Here is a 22,898-nt window from a genome sequence, read left to right as displayed (position 1 = left end):
AGGAGGAAAAGATAAATGGAAATTACAGTCCTGAACTCAACTTTCCCGCTGTTAACGCTTTTGGTAGCGTTACCGGCGTTGGCGGCACTGGCACTGTTGCTGATTAAACCTACCCGGATTGCTGCGCGTCAGATTGGACTAGCGGTATCTGCGCTGGTCTTGCTAGGAACCATTTACCTGGCTCTGCACTTTGACTACAGTAAGGCTGCTGCCTACCAGTTTGCGGAAACCCACAGCTGGATTCGTGCTCTGGGAGTTTCTTGGGCGCTGGGGGTAAATGGCCTCGGCCTCGCGATGCTGCTGCTTTCTGCGCTGTTAACTTTGATTGTGCTGATTGCTTCAGCTCACAATCTCGAGGGCGAGCACAAACCTTATGATGATGCCGGCTACGTGGGGCTTACTTTAGCCGCTTTGGCATTCATGATGCTGATTTTTGCTGCTCGTGACGTGTTCGTATTTTACTTAGCATTTGAAGCGATGCTGGTGCCTATGTACTTCCTGATTGGGCGCTGTGGGAATGGAGCGAAACGCAAGGCGGCCGCAATGAAGTTCTTGCTGTATTCGTTGGCAGGTGGTCTTGTGATGTTGATCGGTATCGTGGGGATTTATGTCTATTCCCCCAATGCTGCTGCAGCTAGCGAAAAACATGCCAGTTTGTTCCTATTAGAAAACTTGGCGGGACAGCTGAAAGCTAGCCCAACAATAGAAATGGCGCTGATGGTCAGTTTCTTTATCGCTTTCGCGGTCAAAGCGCCGATGGTGCCGGTTCATACCTGGTTGGCAGACACCGCCGAAAACGCTCGTCCGGGAACCTCCGCTCTCCTGGTGGGAATCTTGGACAAGATTGGTACTTTCGGAATGATCACCCTGTGTTTACCGATTTTCCCGCATGCATCTCGACGTGCCGCTTTAGCTGTCGTTATTCTGGCAGTGATTTCGGTAGTTTGGGGTTCGCTGGCGGCCTTGGCGCAAAAGGATCTCATGCGTCTAATTTCCTTCACTTCAGTGGCTCACTTTGGCCTGATGGTGATGGGGATTTATGTCGGCAACACGGTGGCTTTAGCTGGTGCCATGGTTTACATGGTGGCTCACGGATTGTCGATTGCGGGAATGTTCCTCTTTGGTGGGTTTCTCACTGAGCGCGGTCGAAGCCAAGAAATTGCCGCCTACGGAGGTATGCAGCGGGTTACCCCACTAATCGCGGGTACCTTCCTAATTTCCGGTTTGGCGGCAATTGCGCTTCCGGGTCTGTCTGGTTTTGTTCCGGAATTGATGGTGCTGATTGGTACCTTCCGGATTTACCAGTGGGCATCGGTGCTTTGCTTGGTGGGAGTAGTCGCAGGCGCTGTTTACGTACTGTTGCCCTACCAAAAGATTTTCACTGGTAAGGCTCCTGAACACCGCAAATCGATTAACGATTTGAATCAGCGGGAACGCTGGGGAGTGGCTGCACCATTGATTTTGTTAATGCTGGTGATTGGTTTGCATCCGCAGCCGTTAGTTGAGCCCATGTCGCAAGTAGCCAAACAGGTGGTTGTCACCCAGGATGTGACTTTTCAAGTAGAAGGGAGCGGGAAGTGAGTTTAACTAACGCTACCGTGATAAATGACTTCAGTGAACTAGGTTTCAATTGGGCGCTTATGGCTCCGGTACTGGTAGTACTGTTCGGAGCGATTGTCGGAATTCTGCTCGAAGCGTTCATTTCCGCTAAACATCGTTGGAGCGTGCAATGTACCTGGTCGATTGCCGTGGTAGCAATTGCGCTTTTGGCCTTTGCACCCTCTTTTGGTGCCTTCGATTTACAAAGTGGTCAGCGACTAGTACGCGGAGAACTAATCGTTGATGGATTCTCGATGTTCTCGCAGATGCTAATGTTAATCGTGGGATTGCTAGCACTGTTGCCGATGGTCGATCGTACCGGCAGTCAGGTTTCCGCTTTTGCCGGTCAGCCGGCGGATATCCCTGGATCTTTCCAGGAAGAACAAACGGAGAGGCGCGGTTATCAACGCAGTGAGGTATTGCCACTTAGCCTATTTTCTCTGGGCGGGATGATGCTGTTCCCCATGGCGAACTCTATGTTGACCTTGTTCGTAGCGTTAGAGATTATTTCTCTACCCCTGTATGCAATGACCGCTATGGCACGTTATCGCCGTCTGCTTAGCCAAGAGGCCGCCCTTAAGTATTTTGTGCTTGGGGCGTTTGCTTCCGGATTCATGCTGATGGGCATTTCGTTGCTATACGGATATTCCGGGTCGCTACTGCTAGATCAACTGGCCTTGGCGGTTCCCTATCGGGTAGCTTCTCCGGTACTTTTGATGACCGGGGCGGCATTGATGATGGTTGGTATGCTGTTCAAGATTGGTGCAGCTCCCTTCCATGCCTGGACACCAGATGTTTATCAAGGGGCTCCCACCCCGGTTACCGGTTTTATGGCCGCAGGGGTTAAAGCCGCGGCCTTCCTAGCCATGTTGCGTTTCTTCTCTACTGTCGTTGTGCAGTTCGAAGCCAATTTCAAACCGTTCTTGTGGACAGTGGCTGTCTTGACGATGGCAGTTGGCACCTTCTTTGGTCTGGTACAAGACAACATCAAACGGATGTTGGCTTATTCTTCGATTGCCCACGCTGGTTTCATTTTGATAGCTTTCACCAAGGGCGCGCTTAACGCTAACGGGGCAGTCTTGTTCTACCTGCTAACCTACGGGGTAGCTACTATCGGGGCATTTGCGATTATCTATCTGGTGCGGGTCACTAACGAGGACGGGGTAGCTACTGCCGAACAACATTCGATGCCAGCCTGGGCAGGTTTTGGAAAAACTCATCCGGTACTGGCCGGCTGCATGATGCTATTCTTGCTATCTTTCGCAGGTATCCCGTTGACTGCTGGGTTCATGGGTAAATTCTTGGCTTTTAGTGCCGGTCTGCAAGGAGGGGCAACCGCCTTGGTTATTTGCGCGGTGATTGCTTCTGCGATTACTGCCTTCTATTATTTCCGGCTGGGCAAGATCATGTTTTTAGATCCAGTGGCAGAAAATACCACGGTAGCTTCGCATGCCGAGATTACCTATGTAGCGATTGGGATTTGTGCCCTCTTAACTCTGCTTCTGGGGATTTTCCCGGGATCAGTTCTAGATATTTTGCAAAACACCGCTATTGTTATTCCGTGAGTAACTTGTCGCAGCAGCATCTAGATGAGCTCGAAGATCGAATTTCTGACGGTCTACTAGAGGTAGAGAATCGGCTGGATTCAGTATTATCGGACGATCGTGGGGTGCTTGACGATATTATCGGGCACCTGGCGAAAGCCGGTGGCAAGAGGATGCGTCCAGGTTTGGTATTGCTGTGCTCCAACCTTGGCTCGCGTCCTTTTTCGGAGGAAGTGCTGCGTGCCTGCGTGGTGGTAGAGCTGACCCATTTGGCAACGCTGTACCACGATGACGTTATGGATTCGGCGCCTACTAGACGCGGTGTAAACGCAGTGCAACGAGTCTGGGGTAATAACCGCGCGGTGTTGGCAGGGGATTTAGTCTTTGCCCGCGCCTCACAAGTGGTAGCTACTTTGGGACCTCAGGCAGTTTTACAACATGCGTTAACTTTCGATCGTTTGTGTCGCGGACAGCTGAATGAAACCTTTGGGCCAGAACAGGGACAGGACGCGGTACAGTTTTATATCCAAGTACTGGCCGATAAGACGGGTTCTTTGGTGGCACAATCTGCTCGCTTTGGGGCAGAGCTTTCCGGGGCTCCCGAGGCCGTGACTAAGGCGGTCGTGCAGTTTGGGGAAAAAATCGGGGTAGCTTTCCAGCTAGCTGACGATGTGATTGATTTGTCTTCTGATAGTGCTGATTCTGGAAAAACTCCGGGAACAGATTTACGTGAGGGCGTCGACACCATGCCAATTTTGCTGCTGCGACAAGATGCAGCGCGAGGCGTTCTTGATGAAAATGGCCAAAAGATTCTGGCAGAGCTCAGTCGGGGTACCTTGATCAGCGAGGATGCGGCGCTAGAGCGAGTGGTACAGATGCTGCGGGCGCATTCGGTGCTGGAACGTACTCGGCAGTTAGCCTTTTCTTGGTGCGAGGAGGCGAAAGCCGCGATTTCTTTACTGGACGATAATGAAGTGAAGGTCGCGCTAGAAAAATTTGCTGACACCTTGGTTGATCGTATCGCTTAGAGACGGTCAATAAACTCGGTGGCGATATCTTCGGGTACGGACTCTTCCCGCATTACATCCCTAATCGCATCCCAGCGTTGTAAGCGTCCCTGATCGCGCATCTGGCGCAGCTTGTCTCGGTCAGCCTGTGAGGAAGCCAGTAAATTTTCTACGCTACCGATTTCTTGTTCAAAGTGAGATTTTCGGGCGTGGTCCCGTGCATTCAACACTTGCACACTGCGGGTAACCAGGAATATTAGACCAGCTGTGCATAGTAGAAAGCCAAGTGTCACAAGAATACTCATAGAGAGATTCTTTCATGTAGTCCTGAAGCATGCCTGAAAGCTTCCAAAAATCATCTGGCGCTGATGATGAAGATAAATTTAGGGATTAGGCCAGCCGTTGGGAATACACCCTAGATTGTCTCCACCATCATCACTTTGCTGTTGCATAACTGGGGCTAGCCCCCCAGGCTGCGGACAAAACATATGGCCGTGTCCTAGCCAGTGTCCGGTTTCGTGAGAGACTTCGTAAATCCGGTAATCAGTGATGGTTTTCCCTTTGTTAAACCACAGTTTGGCTCCCCCAACCCAGCGTTTAGCGTTGAGTACCACGTTGTCACCGTTTCGACAGTTGGTTTTCCCTTCGGTGGTCAGGGGTGCGCAAAGCTGATCTGTTAGGTTCGGACTGGCAATTACTATTCGGAAATCTGCTTCGCCATCGGTACGGGTAAAAGAGATTTCTCCCTGTTTTCCGCCCCACCCACGGGGGTCATTAAGTATTGCATGGATACTCCGCGCGGCAGTTTCTCCATCAATCGGAAGTCCGTTTTCAACTTCGACGCGATAAAGGTAGACCTTCCCGGTATCACGTCCTCGCCAGGTGCCCGGTACCACCGAAGTGTTACCCGAGGCAGATTGGGGAACCTTACTGGAAGTTTCTCCTCCTAGTAAGTCCCCCTTAACCTCTAATGTAACTTCTGCATTTTTCCCGTGTGGTTTCACGCTGTGGTGTGGAATCGCTGTCCAGTGTAAAGCGGGAGCAGTTTGAGAAGCAGTGGGGGAGCTTGTGGTAGCGCGGGGGGTTACCGAGAGAATCAAAACAAAAGTTAAAGCCAGCGCAATGGCGAGGGCGGAGGCACGGACAAGTAGATTCCAGTCCGATCGCGAACTTATACGGCTAACGCGCGAATGTAGGCGCTGCCTCCTGGGCGGATACACTGACACAGTTCCAGTGTAAGCGATTGGCGCACCCTACCTGACCATCCGATGGTTTAACCGGCATTTTTCAGCGAATAACTACAACAGGGTAAGTCGGAAATAATAGATGCCAGCTTCGCGTGCATTAATAAAATCCGAAAATGAGGCAACGATTTGTCTTTCGGGACTCAAGACCTAGATTTCGACTTTTACCTGGTAGGCTTGAAGACGGAAGAGCCGCTTTTAGCGCAATTGAACAATAAATGGAGGCCATCTACTTATGGCAAAGTATGTCTATATGTTCGCCGAGGGCAACAAGGATATGAAAGATCTGCTGGGCGGCAAGGGTGCCAACCTAGCGGAAATGACTAATTTGGGTTTGCCCGTTCCCCCCGGGTTTACAATCACTACCGATGCTTGTCGGGCGTACCTCAAACATAACGAGGTTCCGGAAAGTTTGGTTCCGGAAGTGACCAAGGCATTGCGCGGGGTTGAAGATCAGATAGGGCGTACCCTCGGGGATGAGGACGAGCCGCTGTTAGTATCAGTGCGGTCGGGGGCTAAGTTCTCGATGCCAGGAATGATGGAAACCGTTCTTAACGTAGGTCTAAATGATCGTTCGGTAGCTGGTCTGGCTAAAATGTCGGGATCAGAGCGTTTCGCCTGGGATTCCTATCGTCGCCTAGTGCAAATGTTTGGGAAGACCGTTTTGGATATTGACGGTGACCTGTTTGCTGATGCGTTAGATGAAATGAAAAACAAAGTTGGCGTAACCGCTGATGTGGATTTGACTGCCGAAAATTTGCAGGATCTAACCGTGCAGTTCAAGCAGATTGTTAAAGAACAGACCGGTAATGATTTCCCGCAAGATCCCCGCACCCAGATGGATATGGCGATTGAGGCAGTTTTCCGGTCTTGGAACACTGAGCGGGCAGCAATTTATCGTCGCCGGGAACGGATTCCAAACTCTCTGGGTACCGCAGTAAATATCTGCACTATGGTGTTCGGGAATATGGGCGATGATTCCGGTACTGGGGTGGCCTTCACTCGCGACCCCTCTACCGGTAAATCCGGGGTTTATGGTGATTTCCTGATGAACGCCCAGGGCGAGGATGTGGTGGCGGGTATCCGCAATACCGAACCATTGTCGCACCTCAAGACGGTTAATGAGCCGGTTTACAACGAGCTGATTAAGATTATGCGCCGTCTGGAAACTCATTACCAGGACATGTGCGATATCGAATACACCATTGAGAAAGGCAAGCTGTGGATGCTGCAAACCCGCGTGGGTAAGCGAACGGCTGCTGCCGCTTTCCGGATTGCTGTCCAACTTAATGAGGAACGGCTGATTACTAAAGATCAAATGCTGGAACGAGTCACCGGTGAACAGCTAACCCAGTTGATGTTCCCACAGTTCGATATTGGATCTGATCGGGTACGGCTAACGACCGGTATGGCAGCTTCTCCGGGGGCTGCTGTTGGTGGGATTGCTTTTAACAATGATCAGGCAGAAGCTGCGGTGCAAGCTGGTAAAACCTGCATTTTGGTTCGTCGGGAGACTAACCCAGATGACTTGGCAGGTATGGTTGCTGCTGAGGGTGTGTTGACCGCGCGTGGCGGCAAGACATCTCACGCAGCAGTGGTTGCTCGCGGTATGGGAAAGACCTGTGTTTGTGGAGCGGAAGCCCTAGAGATTGATCCGGAAGTCGGGACTTTAACCGTGAACGGCAAAACCTTCCGTGAGGGTGACGTAATCGCGATTGATGGCGCTACTGGCGAGGTTTTTGAGGGTGATGTTCCGGTTCAAGATTCGCCGGTAACCACTTACCTGGAGCGGGGGCTAGAAGCAGGTCTGGAGGCTTGCGATAGCGATGAGGATTTGAAAGATCTGGTGCACTGTGTTGACCGGATGATGAAGCTGGCGGATGCGCGGGCAAGACTGCAAGTTCGTGCCAATGCAGATAATCCACAGGATGCGCAGTTGGCGGTAGAGTTTGGAGCTACCGGCATTGGATTGTGTCGCACCGAGCATATGTTCCTAGGGGATCGTCGTCCGCTGGTTGAGCATGCGATTTTATCTGACGAGGGATCAGCTGATCGCGAAGACGCTCTGGATAAACTAGGTGAACTGCAAAAACAAGACTTTGCAGAAATGCTGCGGGCTATGGATGGCAAACCGATGACGGTGCGGTTGATTGATCCGCCGCTGCACGAGTTCTTGCCTGACCTGACCGGTCTGGAAGTAAAGGTTGCACTGCAGAAAGCCCAAGGTGAGGTTAACCCTGATGATCAGCGGATGCTGACGGCAGTGCGCAGAATGCATGAGGCCAACCCAATGCTGGGTCTGCGCGGGGTGCGTTTGGGGATCTGGATGCCTGGCCTTTTTGAGATGCAGATTCGCGCCCTAGTAAGTGCGGCAGCTGCCCTGAAGAAGCAGGGGATGAACCCGCGGCCAGAAATTATGGTTCCGCTGGTCGGTTCGATTACGGAGCTCGGTCTGATTCGTGACCGTGCTGAAAAAGTTATCGCCGAGGTTTGTGGGGATGCCGAAGTGGCCTTAGACATTCCGATTGGTTGCATGATCGAGTTGCCGCGGGCAGCGATTACTGCCGAGTCTTTGGCGAAAGAGGCAGACTTCTTCAGCTTTGGTACTAACGATTTAACCCAAACTACTTGGGGCTTCTCGCGTGATGATTGCGAGGGAGTGTTCTTCCCTGAATATATTGAAGAGGGCGTGTTTGGTACCTCCCCGTTTGAAACCATCGACACTCACGGTGTGGGTCGCCTCGTCAAGGAGGGGGTAACTCGCGGTCGCTCGACTAATCCCGGGATTAAGCTGGGTATTTGTGGTGAGCATGGTGGTGATCCGGAGTCGATTCACTTCTTCCATAAGACCGGTTTAGATTACGTGTCTTGTTCTCCTTTCCGGGTGGCAGTGGCTCGTCTTGAGGCAGGTCGTGTGGTGGCCTTGGAGAGTATTCAGGGATCGGGAGAGGACGCTACCGCCTAGCGGGCGTTAGAGGGGGATGCCCGCTTTTTAAAAATGGGTGGTTGGGCGTCCTGGGTGGCTATTTGCTGGGTAAATCGATGTTTACCCTAGCTAATCACTGTTATCCTGAAATGGTGGTGATGCCCCTCTTATCCTTGCGGCTAAGAGAGCTTAGCAGTCGCACCCTAGTCTATTTTCATAACACCCCTGGGAGCCGGCAGGAATATCCTGCCGGCTCCCATTTATTGTGTCTACCAGTTAGAGGCATGCGAAATAAATCGGTCATGTATGTCTTGGTTTAGTTATTTTTTCTGTTGGTTCGGGTTAATTTGGAGCTTGGTTAGCGGTTAATCGGCTCTTTTACTTAAATCTGTTCTCTCCCTAGCTGATGCAGCGGTTATGAAATCTGCCAAATAGAGATTTATTGTACTGGCGTATATGTCGTATCTGTCGGCAGCGGTTCCTTAAAGTGTCAGAAATAAATAATTCTGATACTGGTGGGGTTTATGGGGGCTGCAGGGAACAGATAGGATTGAGCGTAGAAATAAGGAAAGGCGAGTTATGGCTATCGGGGCAGGTGATTACCGCACCTTTCGCTCGCGCTTGCGCGAAAAATTTCGGGGTGAACTACTAGATTCTCGTGCCGACCGTGCCGTCTATGCTACCGATTCTTCGAACTACCGGATCCCTCCAAAGATTATTGCTTGCCCTAAAGACCGGGATGATCTGCGGATATTGCTGCAGGCTGCCCGGGAATGTCGGGTGCCGGTGACAGCGCGCGGGGCGGGTACTTCGTGTGCGGGAAATTCTATTGGCCCCGGACTGGTAATCGATTACTCTCGTCACCTTAATCAGATCATCAAAATTGATCCCGAAAAACGCTATGCAATTGTTGAACCGGGGGTGGTACAAGCCCAGTTACAACAGGCGGTGGCTCCCTATGGATTGCGTTTCGGGCCAGATCCTTCCACCTCTTCTCGCTGCACCATCGGGGGTATGGTTGGCAATAATGCTTGCGGTCCGCACGCTACCGCCTATGGGCGCACTTCAGATAATGTTTTAGAGTTGCGGTTAATCGACGGGATAGGACGCGAGATTATTGCCGGGCAGACCCCGAAAGACTCAGCAGAAATCACACAAGATGAGTCTGTGGCAGCTGAGCAAATCCAGCAAATACCGGGGCTGAAATCCCTGGTAGCTGCCAATCTAGCTACTATCCGCACCGAGTTTGGTCGCTTTGGACGACAAGTTTCTGGTTATTCCTTAGAACATTTGCTACCTGAAAATGGCTCCGCCCTGGCTCCTTTCTTTTCCGGCACCGAAGGTACTTTGGGAGTAATTACCCAGGTAACCGTCCGACTGGTTCCCCTTCCTGAAGCTCCAGTTCTGGTGGCGCTGGGTTTCCCGGATATGATTGCCGCTGCTGCTGCCGTTCCCCGTATCCTTCCGTTAAAACCTCTGGCAGTTGAAGGGATGGATGCCCGGCTGGTGGAAGTGGTACGCCAACATAAAGGCCCGGGCGCAGTACCGGATTTACCTCAAGGTAGTGGTTGGCTTCTATGCGAGGTTGGCGGAGAGGGGCTCGACGAAGAAGCAACCTTGCAACGGGCACGGGAGTTAGCGGCAGCCTCGGGGGCTAGTGGAGATGCAGTCATGATTTATCCGCCTGGTGATGATGCTGCCGCTATCTGGAGGATTCGTGCCGATGGTGCGGGACTTGGGGGACGTACCCCCCAAGGGGATCAAGCCTGGCCAGGTTGGGAGGACGCGGCAGTGCCACCCGAAAATTTGGCGGCCTATCTGCGGGATTTCCAAAAACTCCTCGAACAATTTGGTTTGGATGGGTTGTTGTACGGACATTTCGGGGACGGATGCGTGCATGTGCGGCTAAATATGCCGCTAGGAAGCGCAGCGGGACTAGGGAAATCGCGGGACTTCCTATTCGCCGCTGCCCAGCTAGTTGGAAATTATGGCGGTTCGATTTCCGGGGAGCACGGGGATGGGCGTGCCCGATCTGAGCTGCTGCCCAAAATGTATTCCGCGGAAGCTGTGGATTTATTTGCACAGGTAAAAGCGTTATTTGATCCTGACAATTTGATGAATCCCGGGGTGCTGACTGGCCCGGCAGGCCCCGATAGGGTGGAAGAAAATGTGCGTCGCGCTCAGGTCTGTACCCTTAATGCGCAACCGAACGGTTTTGCTTTTTCCGAGGACACGGGCAGCCTAACCGACGCGTTTCATCGTTGCACCGGGGTCGGCAAATGTCGCGCCGATAACAGTTCTGCCGGCGGATTTATGTGTCCGTCATTCCTAGCAACTGGACGTGAACAGGACGCTACTCGCGGAAGGGCGCGTATCCTGCAGGAAGCCACCAATGGCGGTTTGATTCGTGATTTATCTGACCCTGAGATATGGCGGGTGCTGGATTTATGTCTGGCATGTAAGGCCTGTTCTGCTGACTGTCCTGCCGGGGTGGATATGGCGAAGTGGCGAAGTGAAACTTTGTTTCGACGCTATCGGGGTCGACTTCGTCCTCTGTCGCATTATGCACTTGGCTGGTTACCGCGTTGGTTGCGGGTAATGGCGAAGCTACCGGGATCCGCGCAGTTGGCGAATCTGGCTACTCAGATCCGTCCGCTCACCCAGGCGATGCTTAAACTGCTCCATTTGGATACTGCTCGTACGCTTCCTCGTTTCGCCACCCGCTCTTTAGAGAAGCAATATCCGAACCGTCTGTTGTGGCCAAAAGAATCAGAGATTCTCTCCTGGGGGCAAGGTTATTGCGTAAAGCCGGGATTGATGTCTACTAAAGAAGCTGTCGGTAAAAGGGAAAAGCAAAGCAGTCAAGTGGCACATGCTGCGTTGAAATCCGTGGTTATCTGGGCCGATTCTTTTTCCCGAGGATTAGACCAACGGGGAGTGAAAGCCGCAATTAAATTGCTCGCTGATGCAGGATGGCAGGTGTTTTTAGCGCCCCCAGATACTTGTTGTGGGTTGACTTGGATAACTACCGGGCAGCTAAAAGGGGCACGTCAGCATCTAGAGAAATTGCTTGCGCGCCTGGCACCCCCGGCTGCTAACGGAATTCCGATAGTGGGGATTGAACCCTCTTGTACCGCGGTACTTCGCGATGATCTGTTAGAACTATTCCCATCAGATCCGCGTGCTCTGATGGTTAGCGAATCTACTTTTACGCTTGCGGAGTTCATTAACGCTAATTGCTCAGACCTGCCACTTCCTGATTTAAGTGGTGTGAGTGTAGTGGCGCAGCCTCACTGTCACCATTATTCGGTGATGGGATGGGAAGCGGATCGTGCCCTACTAGAAAAAACTGGAGCTAAGCTGGTGGAACTGCAGGGGTGCTGTGGGATGGCTGGCAATTTTGGAATGGAGGCAGCCCACCGTCAAATGTCGCTGGCGGTAGCAGAACGCGCCCTCCTCCCTGCTTTAAAAGATAATCCCGAGGCAATTTTCCTGGCGGATGGGTTTTCTTGCCGCACTCAGGCAGAAACTTTGGCGGGACGCCAAGGCGTGCATTTAGCGGAATTGCTGGCTGGGGCAGATATACCTGCATAAAAATAATTCTTTAAATCGCCACTGGCACTAAAACCGGTGTCTTTGGGGTTATCCGTGACACAATAGGAGAAGAATCTTTAAAAAACAGGGAACGGTGAATCGATGGCACTTTTTGAACTGGAATCTGGTCGTCTCATACCGGCACAATTTGGGACCCCGGTGGGGCATGGCCTGGAAACAGATGTGCTGGAGTCAATTCGCTCACAGGTGCTAGAGGTTATTGACCGGCCTCTCTTCCCCGTTGCTTGGGCAGGCACTGTTGAGCAGGAAGAAACCACTGCCGGTCCGCACTCTTTGACTGCGTTAGATGCTTCTGGCCAGGTGGTTTCGGTGGAGGTTCTTTCCCGTCTGGATCCGGTCAGCCTAGTGGCCGCGATGTCTCGCTTGGGGCAAGTCTCTGGGCAAGGATGGATGGATTTAGCCGCGCAATACCCGGGCGGAGTACAAGCTTTCCAAACTGGTTGGGCAGAGTTCCGAGAGGCGATGCCGCCTACCACTCAACCTGGTCCCCGGTTAATTCTGGTAGTGGGGGAAATTGATCAGTCCTGCTATTCCGCTCTGGGAGTGTTGTTTGCTTCTGGCCTGGAGATTCACCAAGTTTCTTCACGCCAGATGTCTAATGGGCGCCGCTTCCTGGAGGTTGCCCAGCTCAGCTCCACCTCGATGAGCTGTGTGCGTCCGCAGATTGGGGGGCATCGCGCCCCGACTCCCCAGATTTCTTGGCATGTTGACGAGGAAGTTTCCTCCTCGGAAGAACCTGAGATTGCGCTGGTTCCTCCCACTCCTCCCACTCCGCCCGAGTATCCAGAGGGGTCATCCGCAGAAAGCGAGGCAGTAGCGGCAGCTCAAGAGGAAGAATCCCCGCTCCCGACAGGGGAAGAGGATAATGAAAATCAGGGAGAAAGCCTCGAGGGCGAAGCGATATCAGAAGGGGAAGCCGCTTTGAGCGAGGGTGAAGCTGAAAGCGAAGAAGCCCCCGGTAAAGGCGCTGCTACGGCTGAGGATTCGGAGTCAGTAGCTATCCCGCAACTGCTGCAAAAAAATCCCGAGGGGCTGCGATCTATTTCTACCCTGGTCGGGCAAGACGCAGTGCTGCTGTGGTCAGACGAGCGGGGGCGAATCTGCGAAGCGCTGCTCAAACAGGAGGGCGTGATTGACCCCGGTGACGGGCAGTTCACCGATCAGGTGCAAGTTGCATTCGAACAGGTGGGGGGCAATAGCCAGGTTGATGGTTGGGAAGCCTTCCGGATTGGGAATCTGGAGGGGCCGACTTTAGCAGAAGCTATTGCGGAAGTAAATGCCGAAATTGAACGCAATAACGGGATGCGCCAGGGAAAACACGGTCAATAGAGGAAAGAAAATGGGGAAAGGAAGATCGTCGGCTGCCTCTTTGCCAACGCAGCCACCAGCCACACCAGCGCCGGTAGGGCGGTGGGTACCGGATATTCTTGGCAAAGGATTTCAGACGCGCACCGTGGAGTTACCACGCGATGAAGAGGGAGAACTGTGCGCCACTTTGATACGACACCTGCCTTCTGAAGATCCTTGGGCAATTTCTGGCACCCCCGATGAAACTACTTTCACCTGCCTGTTCATTCATGGATGGAATGATTATTTCTTCCAACGGGAACTGGCGCGTCATATTTCCCTAGCCGGTGGTGCCTTTTATGCAATTGACCTCTGTAAATACGGGCGTTCGCTGCGAAAATGGCAGACTCTTGGCTGGACTGATGATCTCCTTTCTTATGACCTGGATATTTTTGCTGCTCTAGAGATTATTGGTGCAGAACATCCCGGTTTGCCGCTGGTATTGGCCGGGCATTCTACCGGCGGGCTAACTGCCGCCTATTGGGCTAATCGTCACCCAGAACGGGTGGGGGGACTGCTGCTTGATTCTCCCTGGATTGAAATGGCGGGGGGGACTTCTCAGCGTTTTGGAGTCCGCGCCCTCGCGGAAATTTTTTCACGGCGCGCAGCTAAGAAAGAGATACCGTTGCAGTCGGCGGATTCCGCTTATGTGGATTCTCTGATGGGTTGGGATCCCACGATTGATGGCACTTTGCCTAAACGCCTGGAACCCTGGGTACGAGATCCTTCATTGCAGGGTTGGCCCCTGGTTTCTCAGTGGAAAGGTTCCCCGGATGCGCTGGTGCGTTTTGGCTGGGTACGCGCGATAACAATTGCGCAAAAGAATCTTTTGGCGGGGGAGCCCACCCAGGTTCCCACCTACTTTCTGACTTCTACCGCTTCATCCACCGGGAAACGCAAGCGGGAAATGATGTTTACTGATTCGGTGCTGAACGTGCAAACTATGTGTGCGAATGCTTGGCGGCTTTCCCGGCGGGTAACTATGGAACGTTATCCAGGAAAACATGACCTATTCTTGTCTTTCCCGGATGTGCGCCAAGAAGTGTGGTTCGGCATTCACCGTTGGCTTGCCCAAGCGTTGCCTGGGCAGGCTCGCTCGGTTGCCGATATTGGTGATACTGCGGCCTGCGCCATCTGTCCCTAGCTTTTAGTTAGTGGGTCTCACCTCTAATCATTATTCTATTTTGGTAAATTATCAGCATACGTACGGGTAAAAGGATGTAAAGGGGCTGCGGTGAGCAAATCAGTGCTTGCAAAATTACAACAGGGTTACCGGGAACAATCAACTGTAAAACGCGCTTTGTGGAGCGGGACGTTTAATACTTTGAGCACGTTTTCCTGGTATGCGTTGCCTGATTACCTGCACTCGCGTAAATCGCGCAGTGGCATAAAAGTACTGTTGTTTGCCGGAGAAGTAACTTGGGGATTGATTACGGACGTTATTCCCTATTTACAAAGCAATTTTCAGGATACAGATAGTGAGGGTTGCGCGGGGCGCCGGGGTGCTTGCGAGTGTCATCAGGATACCGCAGCAGGCAAATCTGAAAATAGTCAGCAGGGGGAGTTTTCAGAGGAGGAAAATCTCTGTGGAGGTTGCAACTCGGAAAATATTACTGAAATCGAAGAGGAAGATAGGGGCAACACCATCTCGGCACCAGTCGCCTTTACTTTTGTTTCCTTCATGCTTTCACTAATGTCCCTCGTGGGAAAGCTGATCTTTTCTAGGGGAGAGAAAAGACGCCAGGCAGGTCGCCGTTATGCGCACACCAAGCAAGCAATATGGATAGCAATTATTACGGGAATATTGAGTGCTGTTACTGAAGCTATCCCGGATTCAGAAGACTAGCTGATCTAGGATTTCGGGCAGTAACGCGGTTGATATCTTCGGTTTTACCAGGGTTTATATCCATAATTGCGTATTTTTCTAAATAATAAACTCTCAGCTAGGCACCTAAGCTGAAACTTAAAAGAGTTTACTCTTAAGTGCCTAGCTGAGAGCTATAGGGGATCTCACCGCTTAAAAGATGACTTGCAGCCGGGGAAACTTCTGCTGCAGCAGTGGCGGTGAACCCTGATTCTTGACTTTTATTATTCTTTACTGGCTGTAGCGTGTTCTTCTCGGGTCAGATTCTCGATTGCCTCCACATCGGGTTGCGGGGTATGCGGGAACTGATCCCTGACCTCTACCGAGGGGTTACGGAGGTCGATATCAACGTCATCCTCCTGGGGGTTGTAGGGCAGTTTCCCGTTTAGCACATCGTAAACGCGCTGACGATCAATAGTATGTGTCCAGGTGCCAACCAGCAGGGTGGCACCTGCGTTCCCGGTGAAGTTAGTTAGAGCTCGGGCCTCTGACATGAAGCGGTCGATGCCGACAATCACTCCTACTCCGTCTAGTAATTCCGGACGGTGTGACTGTAAGCCGGCAGCTAAAGTAGCGATCCCTGCTCCAGAAACGCCGGCGGCGCCCTTTGAAGCAATCATCATGAAGATCAGCAAACCGATTTGCTCGCCCAATCCCATGGGCTTGTTCATGGCATCGGAGATAAAGATAGCTGACATGGTCAGATAGATCGCGGTTCCGTCTAGGTTGAAGGAGTAGCCGGTAGGAACCACGATCCCTACCGTGATCTTGTGAATCCCCAAGTGCTCCATTTTGCGCATTAGGTTTGGTAAAGCCGATTCCGAAGAAGAAGTAGCTACTATCAGTAGGTATTCTTTCGCGAGGTACTTCATAAGTTTGAAGATGTTGAAGCGAGTAAATATTGCCAATATGGAACCGAGTACCACGCAGATGAACAATATACAGGTGATATAGAAAGCTACCATCAAAAGCAACATTTGCCCCACAGCTTTGGCGCCGGTTGAGCCAACCACTCCCGCCATGGCGCCAAATGCGCCGATGGGAGCCAGCCAAAGAACCATGTAGAGTACCTTGAACACCAGTTTTTGGATGGCAGCGACAGCACGCAGGATCCCATCCCCGGTTTTACCGAGGCTTTGTACCGCGAATCCTACCAATAGGGCGATAAACAGGGTTTGGAGCACCGAGCCGGAGGTTAGGGAGGAGAAAAAAGTGTCGGGGATAATGGATTGGATAAAGCCAACGATACCGTCTGCTTCCTGCTTGTTACCGGAAGTAAACTGGGCGGCTGCCCCCTTGGTAGCCTCAATGTTTAGGTCGCTGCCAGGCTGGATTAGATTTCCCACGACCAAACCGATACCTAAAGCAAAAGTTGACATTGTCATGAAGTAGGCGAGGGCGATTCCGCCGGCTTTACCTACCGAGGCAGCGGCGCGAACCGAGCCAATCCCGAGCACGATCGTACAAAAAATGACCGGTACGATCATCATGGTGATGAGCCGGACGAAGGTGGTTCCGACGACCTTGAATTCCTTGGCCACATCGGGGGCGGCTATTCCGAAAATGATCCCGGCGACTACCGCGATGATGACGGCGATATAGAGCCAGTGAGTGTTATCTTTCTTGGGCTTTTTACTTTCCGGTACGTAAGGTGTGCTTGCAGTTAACTCAGTAACCTCGAGACTAGATTCCCTAACTTCTGTATCTTTGTTCTTTTTGCGTTTGAGTATAGTCATAGCGGAACTCCTGCTTTGGATCATTTTGCTAGAACGTGGGACTAAATAACTAGGGGGAAAATAAAATTTTATCTTCCCAGCGAAGTGTGAAAGTAGGCTACAACCACTAAAGTCTTGATGCAAGAGAAAAAATTTGGTTTAGCCCATATTTTAGCCATAGGTCTTTTATCCTAGGCCGTGGAAGGCTGGTTGTGATGTAGGGCACAGTTCTTAGGTAAGGGGGTGAGGTAACCGTTCTGGCATGTAGCTGAGGGTGGTAGTGATCGGGGTGTGGCCGGACGGGAATCCGGGGTGGGTGGTGCTGAGGGTGCAATACTGGAAATATTCAAATGAACTCTGAACTCAACCCTCAACAGTTGCGAGTCAAGCTGAGTGTTCTGCAGTTTTCTGGTTTGCACTTTTCCCAGACCGCTTTTGTGTTGGTCTATGTCCTCGTCGCTATTGTCTAGGCGGTAGGTAGCGTTGTGAGGACGTGCTAGTGGGGAGAGATTCCGAGAACAGTGCAGACTAGGCGCTAGCGATTTGAAAAATAGAGAATCGCTAGTCAATAGGCGCTAACAAATGATAGGTGGGGTGCCGTTCGGGATGATCCCGAACGGCACCCCGCTTTTATTAAATAACCCACAAAAGAGGCCTATCCTGCCCTTCTGCTTTGACCAGTAGATAAACGGGCTGTTAAATTGGCTATTGCCCAAGATCGCCGGTGCCCACACCAGTGGGTTTAAGTTCCAGATCGGAAGCCTGTGTAGGTTGAACGATGCGTAACGTATCGAAAATGGTTGCGAGTCCTCGCAAAAGAGGATGTCCTTCCCCTGGGGAAGACAGCAGCTAAGATCGATAGGTTTATTTTCGCCCCGTGCAATCTGCACGGGGTTTTCTTGTTCTGGCCCCCGGCACGGATAAATGGAAGGAGGGCCTAATGGCGAAAGCTGATAAGCAAGCCATGATCGCTCAGCTGGAAGAAAAAATCAGCTCGGCATCGGCCCTGCTGCTCACCGAATACCGCGGGTTGACCGTGGCTCAGATGACTGAGCTGCGCAAGAGCCTGGCAGGAACGGCTACTTATTCCGTCACGAAGAACACGCTGGCTAGGATTGCCGCCAAGAACCAGGGAATTGACTTCCTGGACGAGGAGCTAACCGGTCCGACCGCAATCGCGTTCGTAACCGGAGAGGCCGTGGATGCGGCTAAAGTGCTGCGCGACTTCGCCAAGGAAAACGAGCAGTTGGTTATTAGAGGCGGTGTCCTCGACGGTAAGTTCTTGTCTGCAGATGAAGTCAAGAAACTCGCTGAACTGGATAATCGCGAAACTACGCTGGCCAAACTGGCTGGTGCAATGCAAGGCAAACTGGTACAGGCTGCCTTTATGTTCAAGGCGCCCGCCTCCAAGGCGGTTCGCACCGTGGACGCCCTGCGCGAAAAGCAGGAAAAAGCGGCTTAGTAAGGCCGCATAGATCGACAAGAAAAAATCTGCCTCGCGTGGGCAAAAATAGGAAGGAATGCCAATATGGCTAAGCTCAGCAAAGAAGAGCTAATTGATGCTTTCAAAGAAATGACTCTGTTGGAACTGTCCGAGTTCGTTAAAGAATTCGAGGACGTCTTCGACGTAGAGGCCGCGGCTCCTGCCGCTGTCGCCGTTGCTGCCCCCGGTGCCGCCGGTGGCGAAGATGCAGCCGAAGAAAAGACCGAGTTCGACGTAGTGCTCGAAGCCGCTGGCGACAAGAAGATCGCCGTAATCAAGGCTCTGCGCGCGCTGCAGCCCGGACTGGCCCTGAAAGAAGCCAAGGAAAAGGTTGACTCCGCTCCCACCACCGTTCTGGAGGGTGCTTCCAAGGAAGACGCCGAAAAGGCCAAGGCTGATCTGGAAGGCGCGGGCGCCACTGTTACCCTTAAGTAAGGCTAGTTAGTCTTTTACTTTTAAAAAAGCTGTGCGGGGAAAATCTTCCCCGCACAGCTTTTGCATTCGCCCGACCGTCTAGAATGCTTAGACCAAGTAACATTCGGGTTAATGCCCATCTCGCATGCCTTTATTTCATTATTTTTTCTGGTAATGCTGGTTAATTTTGCTTTTATTTAACTCTGGGAGATGTAGATATCTTCGCGGAGGGCGCAAATCCGGGTAAATCACCCGACAAGCATGATTGTGCAAGCTAGGATGCAAACAGTTGCGGCGCCAATACTTATCCAAGAACCGAGGGGATTCCATGACCGTACTGCGGCACCTAGGTAACAGAGAATGGCTGCTCAGCGCGCTGGCAATCATCACCATCATTTGCCAGGTCTTCTTGGATTTGCGCCTGATCGACTACATGCAAACCATCACCGAAATGATTGTGAAGCCAGGTGCTACGGTCGGCGGGGTACTCGCCGAAGGTGCAAAAATGTTGGGCTGCGCCGCTGGATCCCTGGCAGTAGCCGTAATTACTGGCTATTGCATGGCCATGATTGGTGCCACTGTCGCCCGTAACCTGCGTCAAGCGGTGTTCACTAAAGCGATTTCGCTCCCGGAAACAGACTTTGAATATTTCGGCGCACCCTCGCTAATTACTCGTTCCACTAACGATGTGACCCAGGTACAAATGTTTGTGGTGATGGGGTGTCAGCTGATAGTAAAAGCCCCCATTCTCACCGTCTGGGCTCTTATCAAAATTGCAGGTAAGAACTTGACTTGGACTGCCGCTACCGGGGTTGCGGCTTTGATTTTACTGGTGATGATCTTCGTTATTTGGCGGATCGTGATGCCACGGATGATGCGGATGCAGCGGATAACTGATGACTTAAACCGGGTATCCCGCGAGCATATGGAAGGGGTGCGGGTGATCCGCGCCTACGGTTCCCAGGATTTTCACCAGCAGCGTTTTGAAGCCACCAACACTGAGCTAACCCACACTCACCTGATGGTCTCCGGCACTTTTTCCTTCATGATGCCCATGATGAACACGGTGATTTCCGGGCTTATCCTGGCGATCTATGTGCTGGGTGCTTTCATGATTTATGCCGCCGCCGCTCCCGCGAAAGTAACCCTGTTTTCACAGATGATCGTATTTTCCGGGTACGCTACCCAAGCGATCAGTGGTTTCCTAATGATGGCCATGGTGTTCGTATTTGCTCCCCGCGCGATTGTGGCTAATCGCCGCATTAGGGAAGTGCTTGATTGTGAACCCTCCCTGGTCGATCCGGTAGTTTCTGCAGACCAGCCCCCATCCTCCCTCGGAAAAGAAATCCGCCAAGATCTGCAGGAACCGGCGATTGAGTTTAGGGATGTTTCATTCCGCTATCCCCGAGCTGAAAATGACGCTCTCCACCAGATAAATCTAAAAATTCCGCGCGGGCAGACCGTTGCCCTAATTGGAGCCACCGGCAGCGGAAAAACTTCACTGGTGAACCTGATTGCCCGAGTCTACGATCCTCGCGAAGGCCAGGTTTTGGTTAACGGCCAGGACGTGAGGGAATGGCGCTTGCACGACCTGCGTAACCAAATCGCATATTCACCCCAAAAAATCACCCTGTTTACCGGTACTATCGCTTCCAATATTGCCTTGGGAGAAGGTCCGAAAGACATAACCCCCACAAATGTCGTAAAGGCCGGAGATACTGCTGCCTGCGACTTTATCGCTGATAAAGAGGGCGAGTTTGCAGCGGAAGTAGCTCAAGGAGGCAGTAATTTTTCCGGCGGACAAAAACAGCGGATTTCGATTGCCCGGACAGTGGCTAGAGATGCCCAAATCCTGATTTTCGATGACACTTTTAGCGCCCTCGACTATGCCACCGACCGGGATATTCGCGGGGAACTGGCAGAAAAAGCCCGCGGGAAAACCCAGATTATTGTGGCGCAGCGGATCGCGACCGTTAGAGAGGCCGACCAGATTTTAGTCATCGATCACGGCAAGATTGTGGAGCGAGGAACGCACGAATCCCTGATGGCGTCCTCGAAGATCTATCGCGAAATTGCGCTGTCCCAACTCTCTGAGGAGGAGTTGGCATGACAGAGACAGAAAAGAGCAGGTGGGAGCAGCGAGTCGAGTCGGCGCGGCGCGGTCTTGAACCAGTCGTCAAAAAGATGTCCCCGGTGCGCCCGGGAGGAAGCCGCGGCGAAAACGTCTATGAGAAGGCCCAAAAGGGAAAGTTCGCCCAATCGGTCCGCGGCCTTGCCCAGTTTCTGGGACGCTACCGGATAGCGATCCTGTTCGCGGTAATTTTGGCGGTTGCTGGATCGCTGCTGACTGCGATAATGCCGATGTTTTTAGGGCTGATAACCGATGTGATCGCCTCCGGGCTGCGCAGCAGTATCGATATGGACAAGATCTTTCATTTGTTGCGGATAGCAACCCTCGTCCTCGTTCTGGGATTCTGCTTTAACCTGGGGCAATCGCTGATCATGGTGGTGGTTACCCAACGCACCGGGCAACGGATGCGCTCCGCTATTGACCGAAAAATCGATCGCCTGCCGCTGTCCTTCTTCGACAACACCAGTCACGGCGACACCATGAGCCGGGTAACCAACGATATCGACACCCTGGTGCAAACCCTGCATTCGGCAATCACCACCATCATTACTGGAGTAGTAACCCTGGTAGGTGCCGCGTTTATGATGCTGTACACCGAGTGGCGGATGGCGTTAGCCGGTATGGGAGTAACGCTTCTGGGGTTCGTCCTCAACGCGGTGATTATGGTGTTCTCTCAGCGGTTCTTTATTCGCCGGCAATCCTATCTGGGCAGTCTAAACGGGCATATCGAAGAATCGTTATCCGGGCAGGGAATCATCAATATTTACAATGCGGCAGCTGCCACCACTGCTGAGTTTAATCGCCGTAACCAGCGTCTTTATAGTGCCACTTGGCGCGCTGATTTCCTCTCCCAATTGATGATGCCGGTAATGGGGTTCGTGGGAAATCTGGGTTACGTAGTGGTATGTGTGCTAGGTGCAGTCCTGGTGGTGAAAGGTAACCTCACCATCGGAGTAATCGCCGCATTCATGCTCTATATCCGGGTTTTCACCCAGCCCTTATCGAACCTAGCTTCCGCGGCGGCCTCCTTCCAATCTGCGGCAGCTGCTGGAGGGCGCGTTTTTGAGATCCTAGAAGAGGACGAACTGCCCGAGGAATCAGAAAAACCGGCGCTGAGCAGCGAGGTAACCCGGGGAGAGGTGGAGTTCCGGAACATCCACTTCTCCTACCAACCGGGCAAAGAAATTATTCACGGATTTTCTGCCCGGGTACATCCGGGACAAAACGTGGCCATCGTAGGTCCGACTGGAGCCGGAAAAACCACCCTAGTAAACCTATTAATGCGCTTTTACGAACTGGACTCCGGGGAGATTCTCCTGGACGGTACCCCGCTTTCTGTGATGCGGCGCGAGGACGTGGATTCACAGTTCGCGATGGTGCTCCAGGACAGCTGGATGTTCCAAGGAACCCTGCGGGAAAACATTATTTATTCTCAGCAGGAAGTATCCGAGGAACGCCTTGAACAGGTGATTAAGGCAGTCGGACTAAGTGATTTGGTTGCGCAACTGCCCCACGGCCTCGATACTGAGATCCGCGAGGATTCTGCCCTTTCAAGCGGGCAGCGCCAGTTGGTGACTATTGCCCGCGCGATGGTTGCCGATAAGCCGCTTTTGATTCTTGATGAGGCGACTTCCTCGGTCGATACCCGCACAGAGCAGCTGATTCAACGAGCAGTAGCCAAAGCTACTGCGGGCCGTACCTCGTTCGTGATTGCCCATCGCCTGTCGACAATTCGTGACAGTGACGTGATATTCGTGATGGAACATGGCGATATTGTCGAGCACGGGACGCACGAAGAGTTACTGGCCGTGGAAGGCGCGTACGCCCGCCTCTACAACGCGCAGTTCACCAAAGGTGACATTGATGCCTAAGTGTATTGCAGGGGGGAGATTTTTCCTCCTGCCCAAAGTCTGAGAAAATACTGCCGTATTTTTTCAGACTTTATGCCCACCGCGCCTGTTCGGATAAAATCTCCCCCCTGCATCCCTTATTTTCGTCTGTGTCTTTGT

The 22,898-nt window shown here is 52.3% G+C and carries 15 protein-coding genes; 12 read left to right on the top strand and 3 right to left on the bottom strand.

Going from position 1 to position 22,898, the window contains the following annotated elements:
* The first annotated feature begins 15 nt into the window (after positions 1-15).
* From EFB02_RS00640 to EFB02_RS00630, 3 genes are read left to right on the top strand one after another with little or no spacing between them, the layout of a single operon-like run.
* On the top strand, positions 16-1,581 hold the full coding sequence (locus tag EFB02_RS00640; protein WP_200831516.1) for a complex I subunit 4 family protein: 1,566 nt from the start codon (positions 16-18) through the stop codon (positions 1,579-1,581).
* Positions 1,578-3,164: an NADH-quinone oxidoreductase subunit NuoN gene (nuoN, locus tag EFB02_RS00635; protein WP_268811511.1), complete on the top strand. Its 1,587-nt coding sequence runs from the start codon at positions 1,578-1,580 to the stop codon at positions 3,162-3,164. Before EFB02_RS00640 ends, nuoN begins: the two co-directional genes overlap by 4 nt.
* Positions 3,161-4,171 carry a polyprenyl synthetase family protein gene (locus EFB02_RS00630; protein ID WP_122819447.1) on the top strand — a complete coding sequence of 337 codons (1,011 nt, stop codon included), beginning with the start codon at positions 3,161-3,163 and terminating at the stop codon, positions 4,169-4,171. The genes nuoN and EFB02_RS00630 overlap by 4 nt, the downstream gene beginning before the upstream one ends.
* Here EFB02_RS00630 and EFB02_RS00625 read toward each other — a convergent pair.
* Positions 4,168-4,455 carry a hypothetical protein gene (locus tag EFB02_RS00625; RefSeq protein WP_147471006.1) on the bottom strand — a complete coding sequence of 96 codons (288 nt, stop codon included), beginning with the start codon at positions 4,453-4,455 and terminating at the stop codon, positions 4,168-4,170. The genes EFB02_RS00630 and EFB02_RS00625 overlap by 4 nt on opposite strands.
* Before the next feature lie 78 nt (positions 4,456-4,533).
* Positions 4,534-5,376, bottom strand: coding sequence for a DUF3152 domain-containing protein (locus tag EFB02_RS00620; protein WP_160115340.1), 843 nt, complete (start codon positions 5,374-5,376; stop codon positions 4,534-4,536).
* A 253-nt stretch (positions 5,377-5,629) separates the two neighbouring features.
* Here EFB02_RS00620 and ppdK point away from each other — a divergent pair, with 253 nt between their 5' ends.
* From ppdK to EFB02_RS00595, 5 genes are all read left to right on the top strand, one after another.
* On the top strand, positions 5,630-8,359 hold the full coding sequence (ppdK, locus tag EFB02_RS00615) for a pyruvate, phosphate dikinase (protein ID WP_122819442.1): 2,730 nt from the start codon (positions 5,630-5,632) through the stop codon (positions 8,357-8,359).
* A gap of 540 nt (positions 8,360-8,899) precedes the next feature.
* Complete coding sequence (locus EFB02_RS00610; protein ID WP_122819440.1) at positions 8,900-11,914, top strand: FAD-binding and (Fe-S)-binding domain-containing protein; 3,015 nt, start codon at positions 8,900-8,902, stop codon at positions 11,912-11,914.
* 102 nt (positions 11,915-12,016) lie between these two features.
* Entirely contained in the window at positions 12,017-13,264 is a 1,248-nt protein-coding gene (locus EFB02_RS00605; RefSeq protein WP_122819438.1) for a hypothetical protein, read from the top strand.
* Positions 13,265-13,274: 10 nt separating this feature from the next.
* Positions 13,275-14,426: an alpha/beta hydrolase gene (locus EFB02_RS00600; protein WP_160115339.1), complete on the top strand. Its 1,152-nt coding sequence runs from the start codon at positions 13,275-13,277 to the stop codon at positions 14,424-14,426.
* A gap of 90 nt (positions 14,427-14,516) precedes the next feature.
* Positions 14,517-15,128, top strand: coding sequence for a hypothetical protein (locus EFB02_RS00595; protein WP_122819434.1), 612 nt, complete (start codon positions 14,517-14,519; stop codon positions 15,126-15,128).
* A 242-nt stretch (positions 15,129-15,370) separates the two neighbouring features.
* On the opposite strand, the gene EFB02_RS00590 is transcribed toward EFB02_RS00595, so the two are convergent.
* A complete protein-coding gene (locus EFB02_RS00590) occupies positions 15,371-16,882 on the bottom strand; it encodes a cation:dicarboxylate symporter family transporter (protein ID WP_122819431.1) in 1,512 nt (503 codons plus the stop codon).
* Positions 16,883-17,801: 919 nt separating this feature from the next.
* On the opposite strand from EFB02_RS00590, the gene rplJ reads away from it, so the two are divergent.
* The 4 genes from rplJ (at position 17,802) to EFB02_RS00565 (ending at position 22,760) form a co-directional block, all read left to right on the top strand.
* On the top strand, positions 17,802-18,323 hold the full coding sequence (gene rplJ / locus EFB02_RS00580; RefSeq protein WP_122819427.1) for a 50S ribosomal protein L10: 522 nt from the start codon (positions 17,802-17,804) through the stop codon (positions 18,321-18,323).
* A gap of 66 nt (positions 18,324-18,389) precedes the next feature.
* A complete protein-coding gene (gene rplL, locus EFB02_RS00575; RefSeq protein ID WP_122819425.1) occupies positions 18,390-18,779 on the top strand; it encodes a 50S ribosomal protein L7/L12 in 390 nt (129 codons plus the stop codon).
* A 307-nt stretch (positions 18,780-19,086) separates the two neighbouring features.
* The gene (locus tag EFB02_RS00570; protein WP_122819423.1) at positions 19,087-20,868 is read left to right on the top strand and encodes an ABC transporter ATP-binding protein; all 1,782 of its coding nucleotides are present in this window, start codon (positions 19,087-19,089) and stop codon (positions 20,866-20,868) included.
* Positions 20,865-22,760: an ABC transporter ATP-binding protein gene (locus EFB02_RS00565; protein WP_200831515.1), complete on the top strand. Its 1,896-nt coding sequence runs from the start codon at positions 20,865-20,867 to the stop codon at positions 22,758-22,760. Before EFB02_RS00570 ends, EFB02_RS00565 begins: the two co-directional genes overlap by 4 nt.
* The last annotated feature ends 138 nt before the right edge of the window (positions 22,761-22,898 follow it).

It is taken from the genome of Varibaculum vaginae, from assembly GCF_900604285.1.
Taxonomy (GTDB): domain Bacteria; phylum Actinomycetota; class Actinomycetes; order Actinomycetales; family Actinomycetaceae; genus Varibaculum; species Varibaculum vaginae.
The sequence above is the reverse complement of the archived record's forward strand: the minus strand, read 5'-3'. Positions and strand labels throughout refer to the sequence as shown.

Excerpts from the sequence above, each read along its gene's own strand:
- EFB02_RS00640 (WP_200831516.1), top strand. The coding sequence starts at position 16 with ATGGAAATTACAGTCCTGAACTCAACTTTCCCGCTGTTAACGCTTTTG.
- EFB02_RS00625 (WP_147471006.1), bottom strand. The coding sequence starts at position 4,455 with ATGAGTATTCTTGTGACACTTGGCTTTCTACTATGCACAGCTGGTCTA.
- ppdK (WP_122819442.1), top strand. The coding sequence starts at position 5,630 with ATGGCAAAGTATGTCTATATGTTCGCCGAGGGCAACAAGGATATGAAA.
- EFB02_RS00610 (WP_122819440.1), top strand. The coding sequence starts at position 8,900 with ATGGCTATCGGGGCAGGTGATTACCGCACCTTTCGCTCGCGCTTGCGC.
- EFB02_RS00605 (WP_122819438.1), top strand. The coding sequence starts at position 12,017 with ATGGCACTTTTTGAACTGGAATCTGGTCGTCTCATACCGGCACAATTT.
- EFB02_RS00600 (WP_160115339.1), top strand. The coding sequence starts at position 13,275 with ATGGGGAAAGGAAGATCGTCGGCTGCCTCTTTGCCAACGCAGCCACCA.
- EFB02_RS00590 (WP_122819431.1), bottom strand. The coding sequence starts at position 16,882 with ATGACTATACTCAAACGCAAAAAGAACAAAGATACAGAAGTTAGGGAA.
- rplJ (WP_122819427.1), top strand. The coding sequence starts at position 17,802 with ATGGCGAAAGCTGATAAGCAAGCCATGATCGCTCAGCTGGAAGAAAAA.
- rplL (WP_122819425.1), top strand. The coding sequence starts at position 18,390 with ATGGCTAAGCTCAGCAAAGAAGAGCTAATTGATGCTTTCAAAGAAATG.
- EFB02_RS00570 (WP_122819423.1), top strand. The coding sequence starts at position 19,087 with ATGACCGTACTGCGGCACCTAGGTAACAGAGAATGGCTGCTCAGCGCG.
- EFB02_RS00565 (WP_200831515.1), top strand. The coding sequence starts at position 20,865 with ATGACAGAGACAGAAAAGAGCAGGTGGGAGCAGCGAGTCGAGTCGGCG.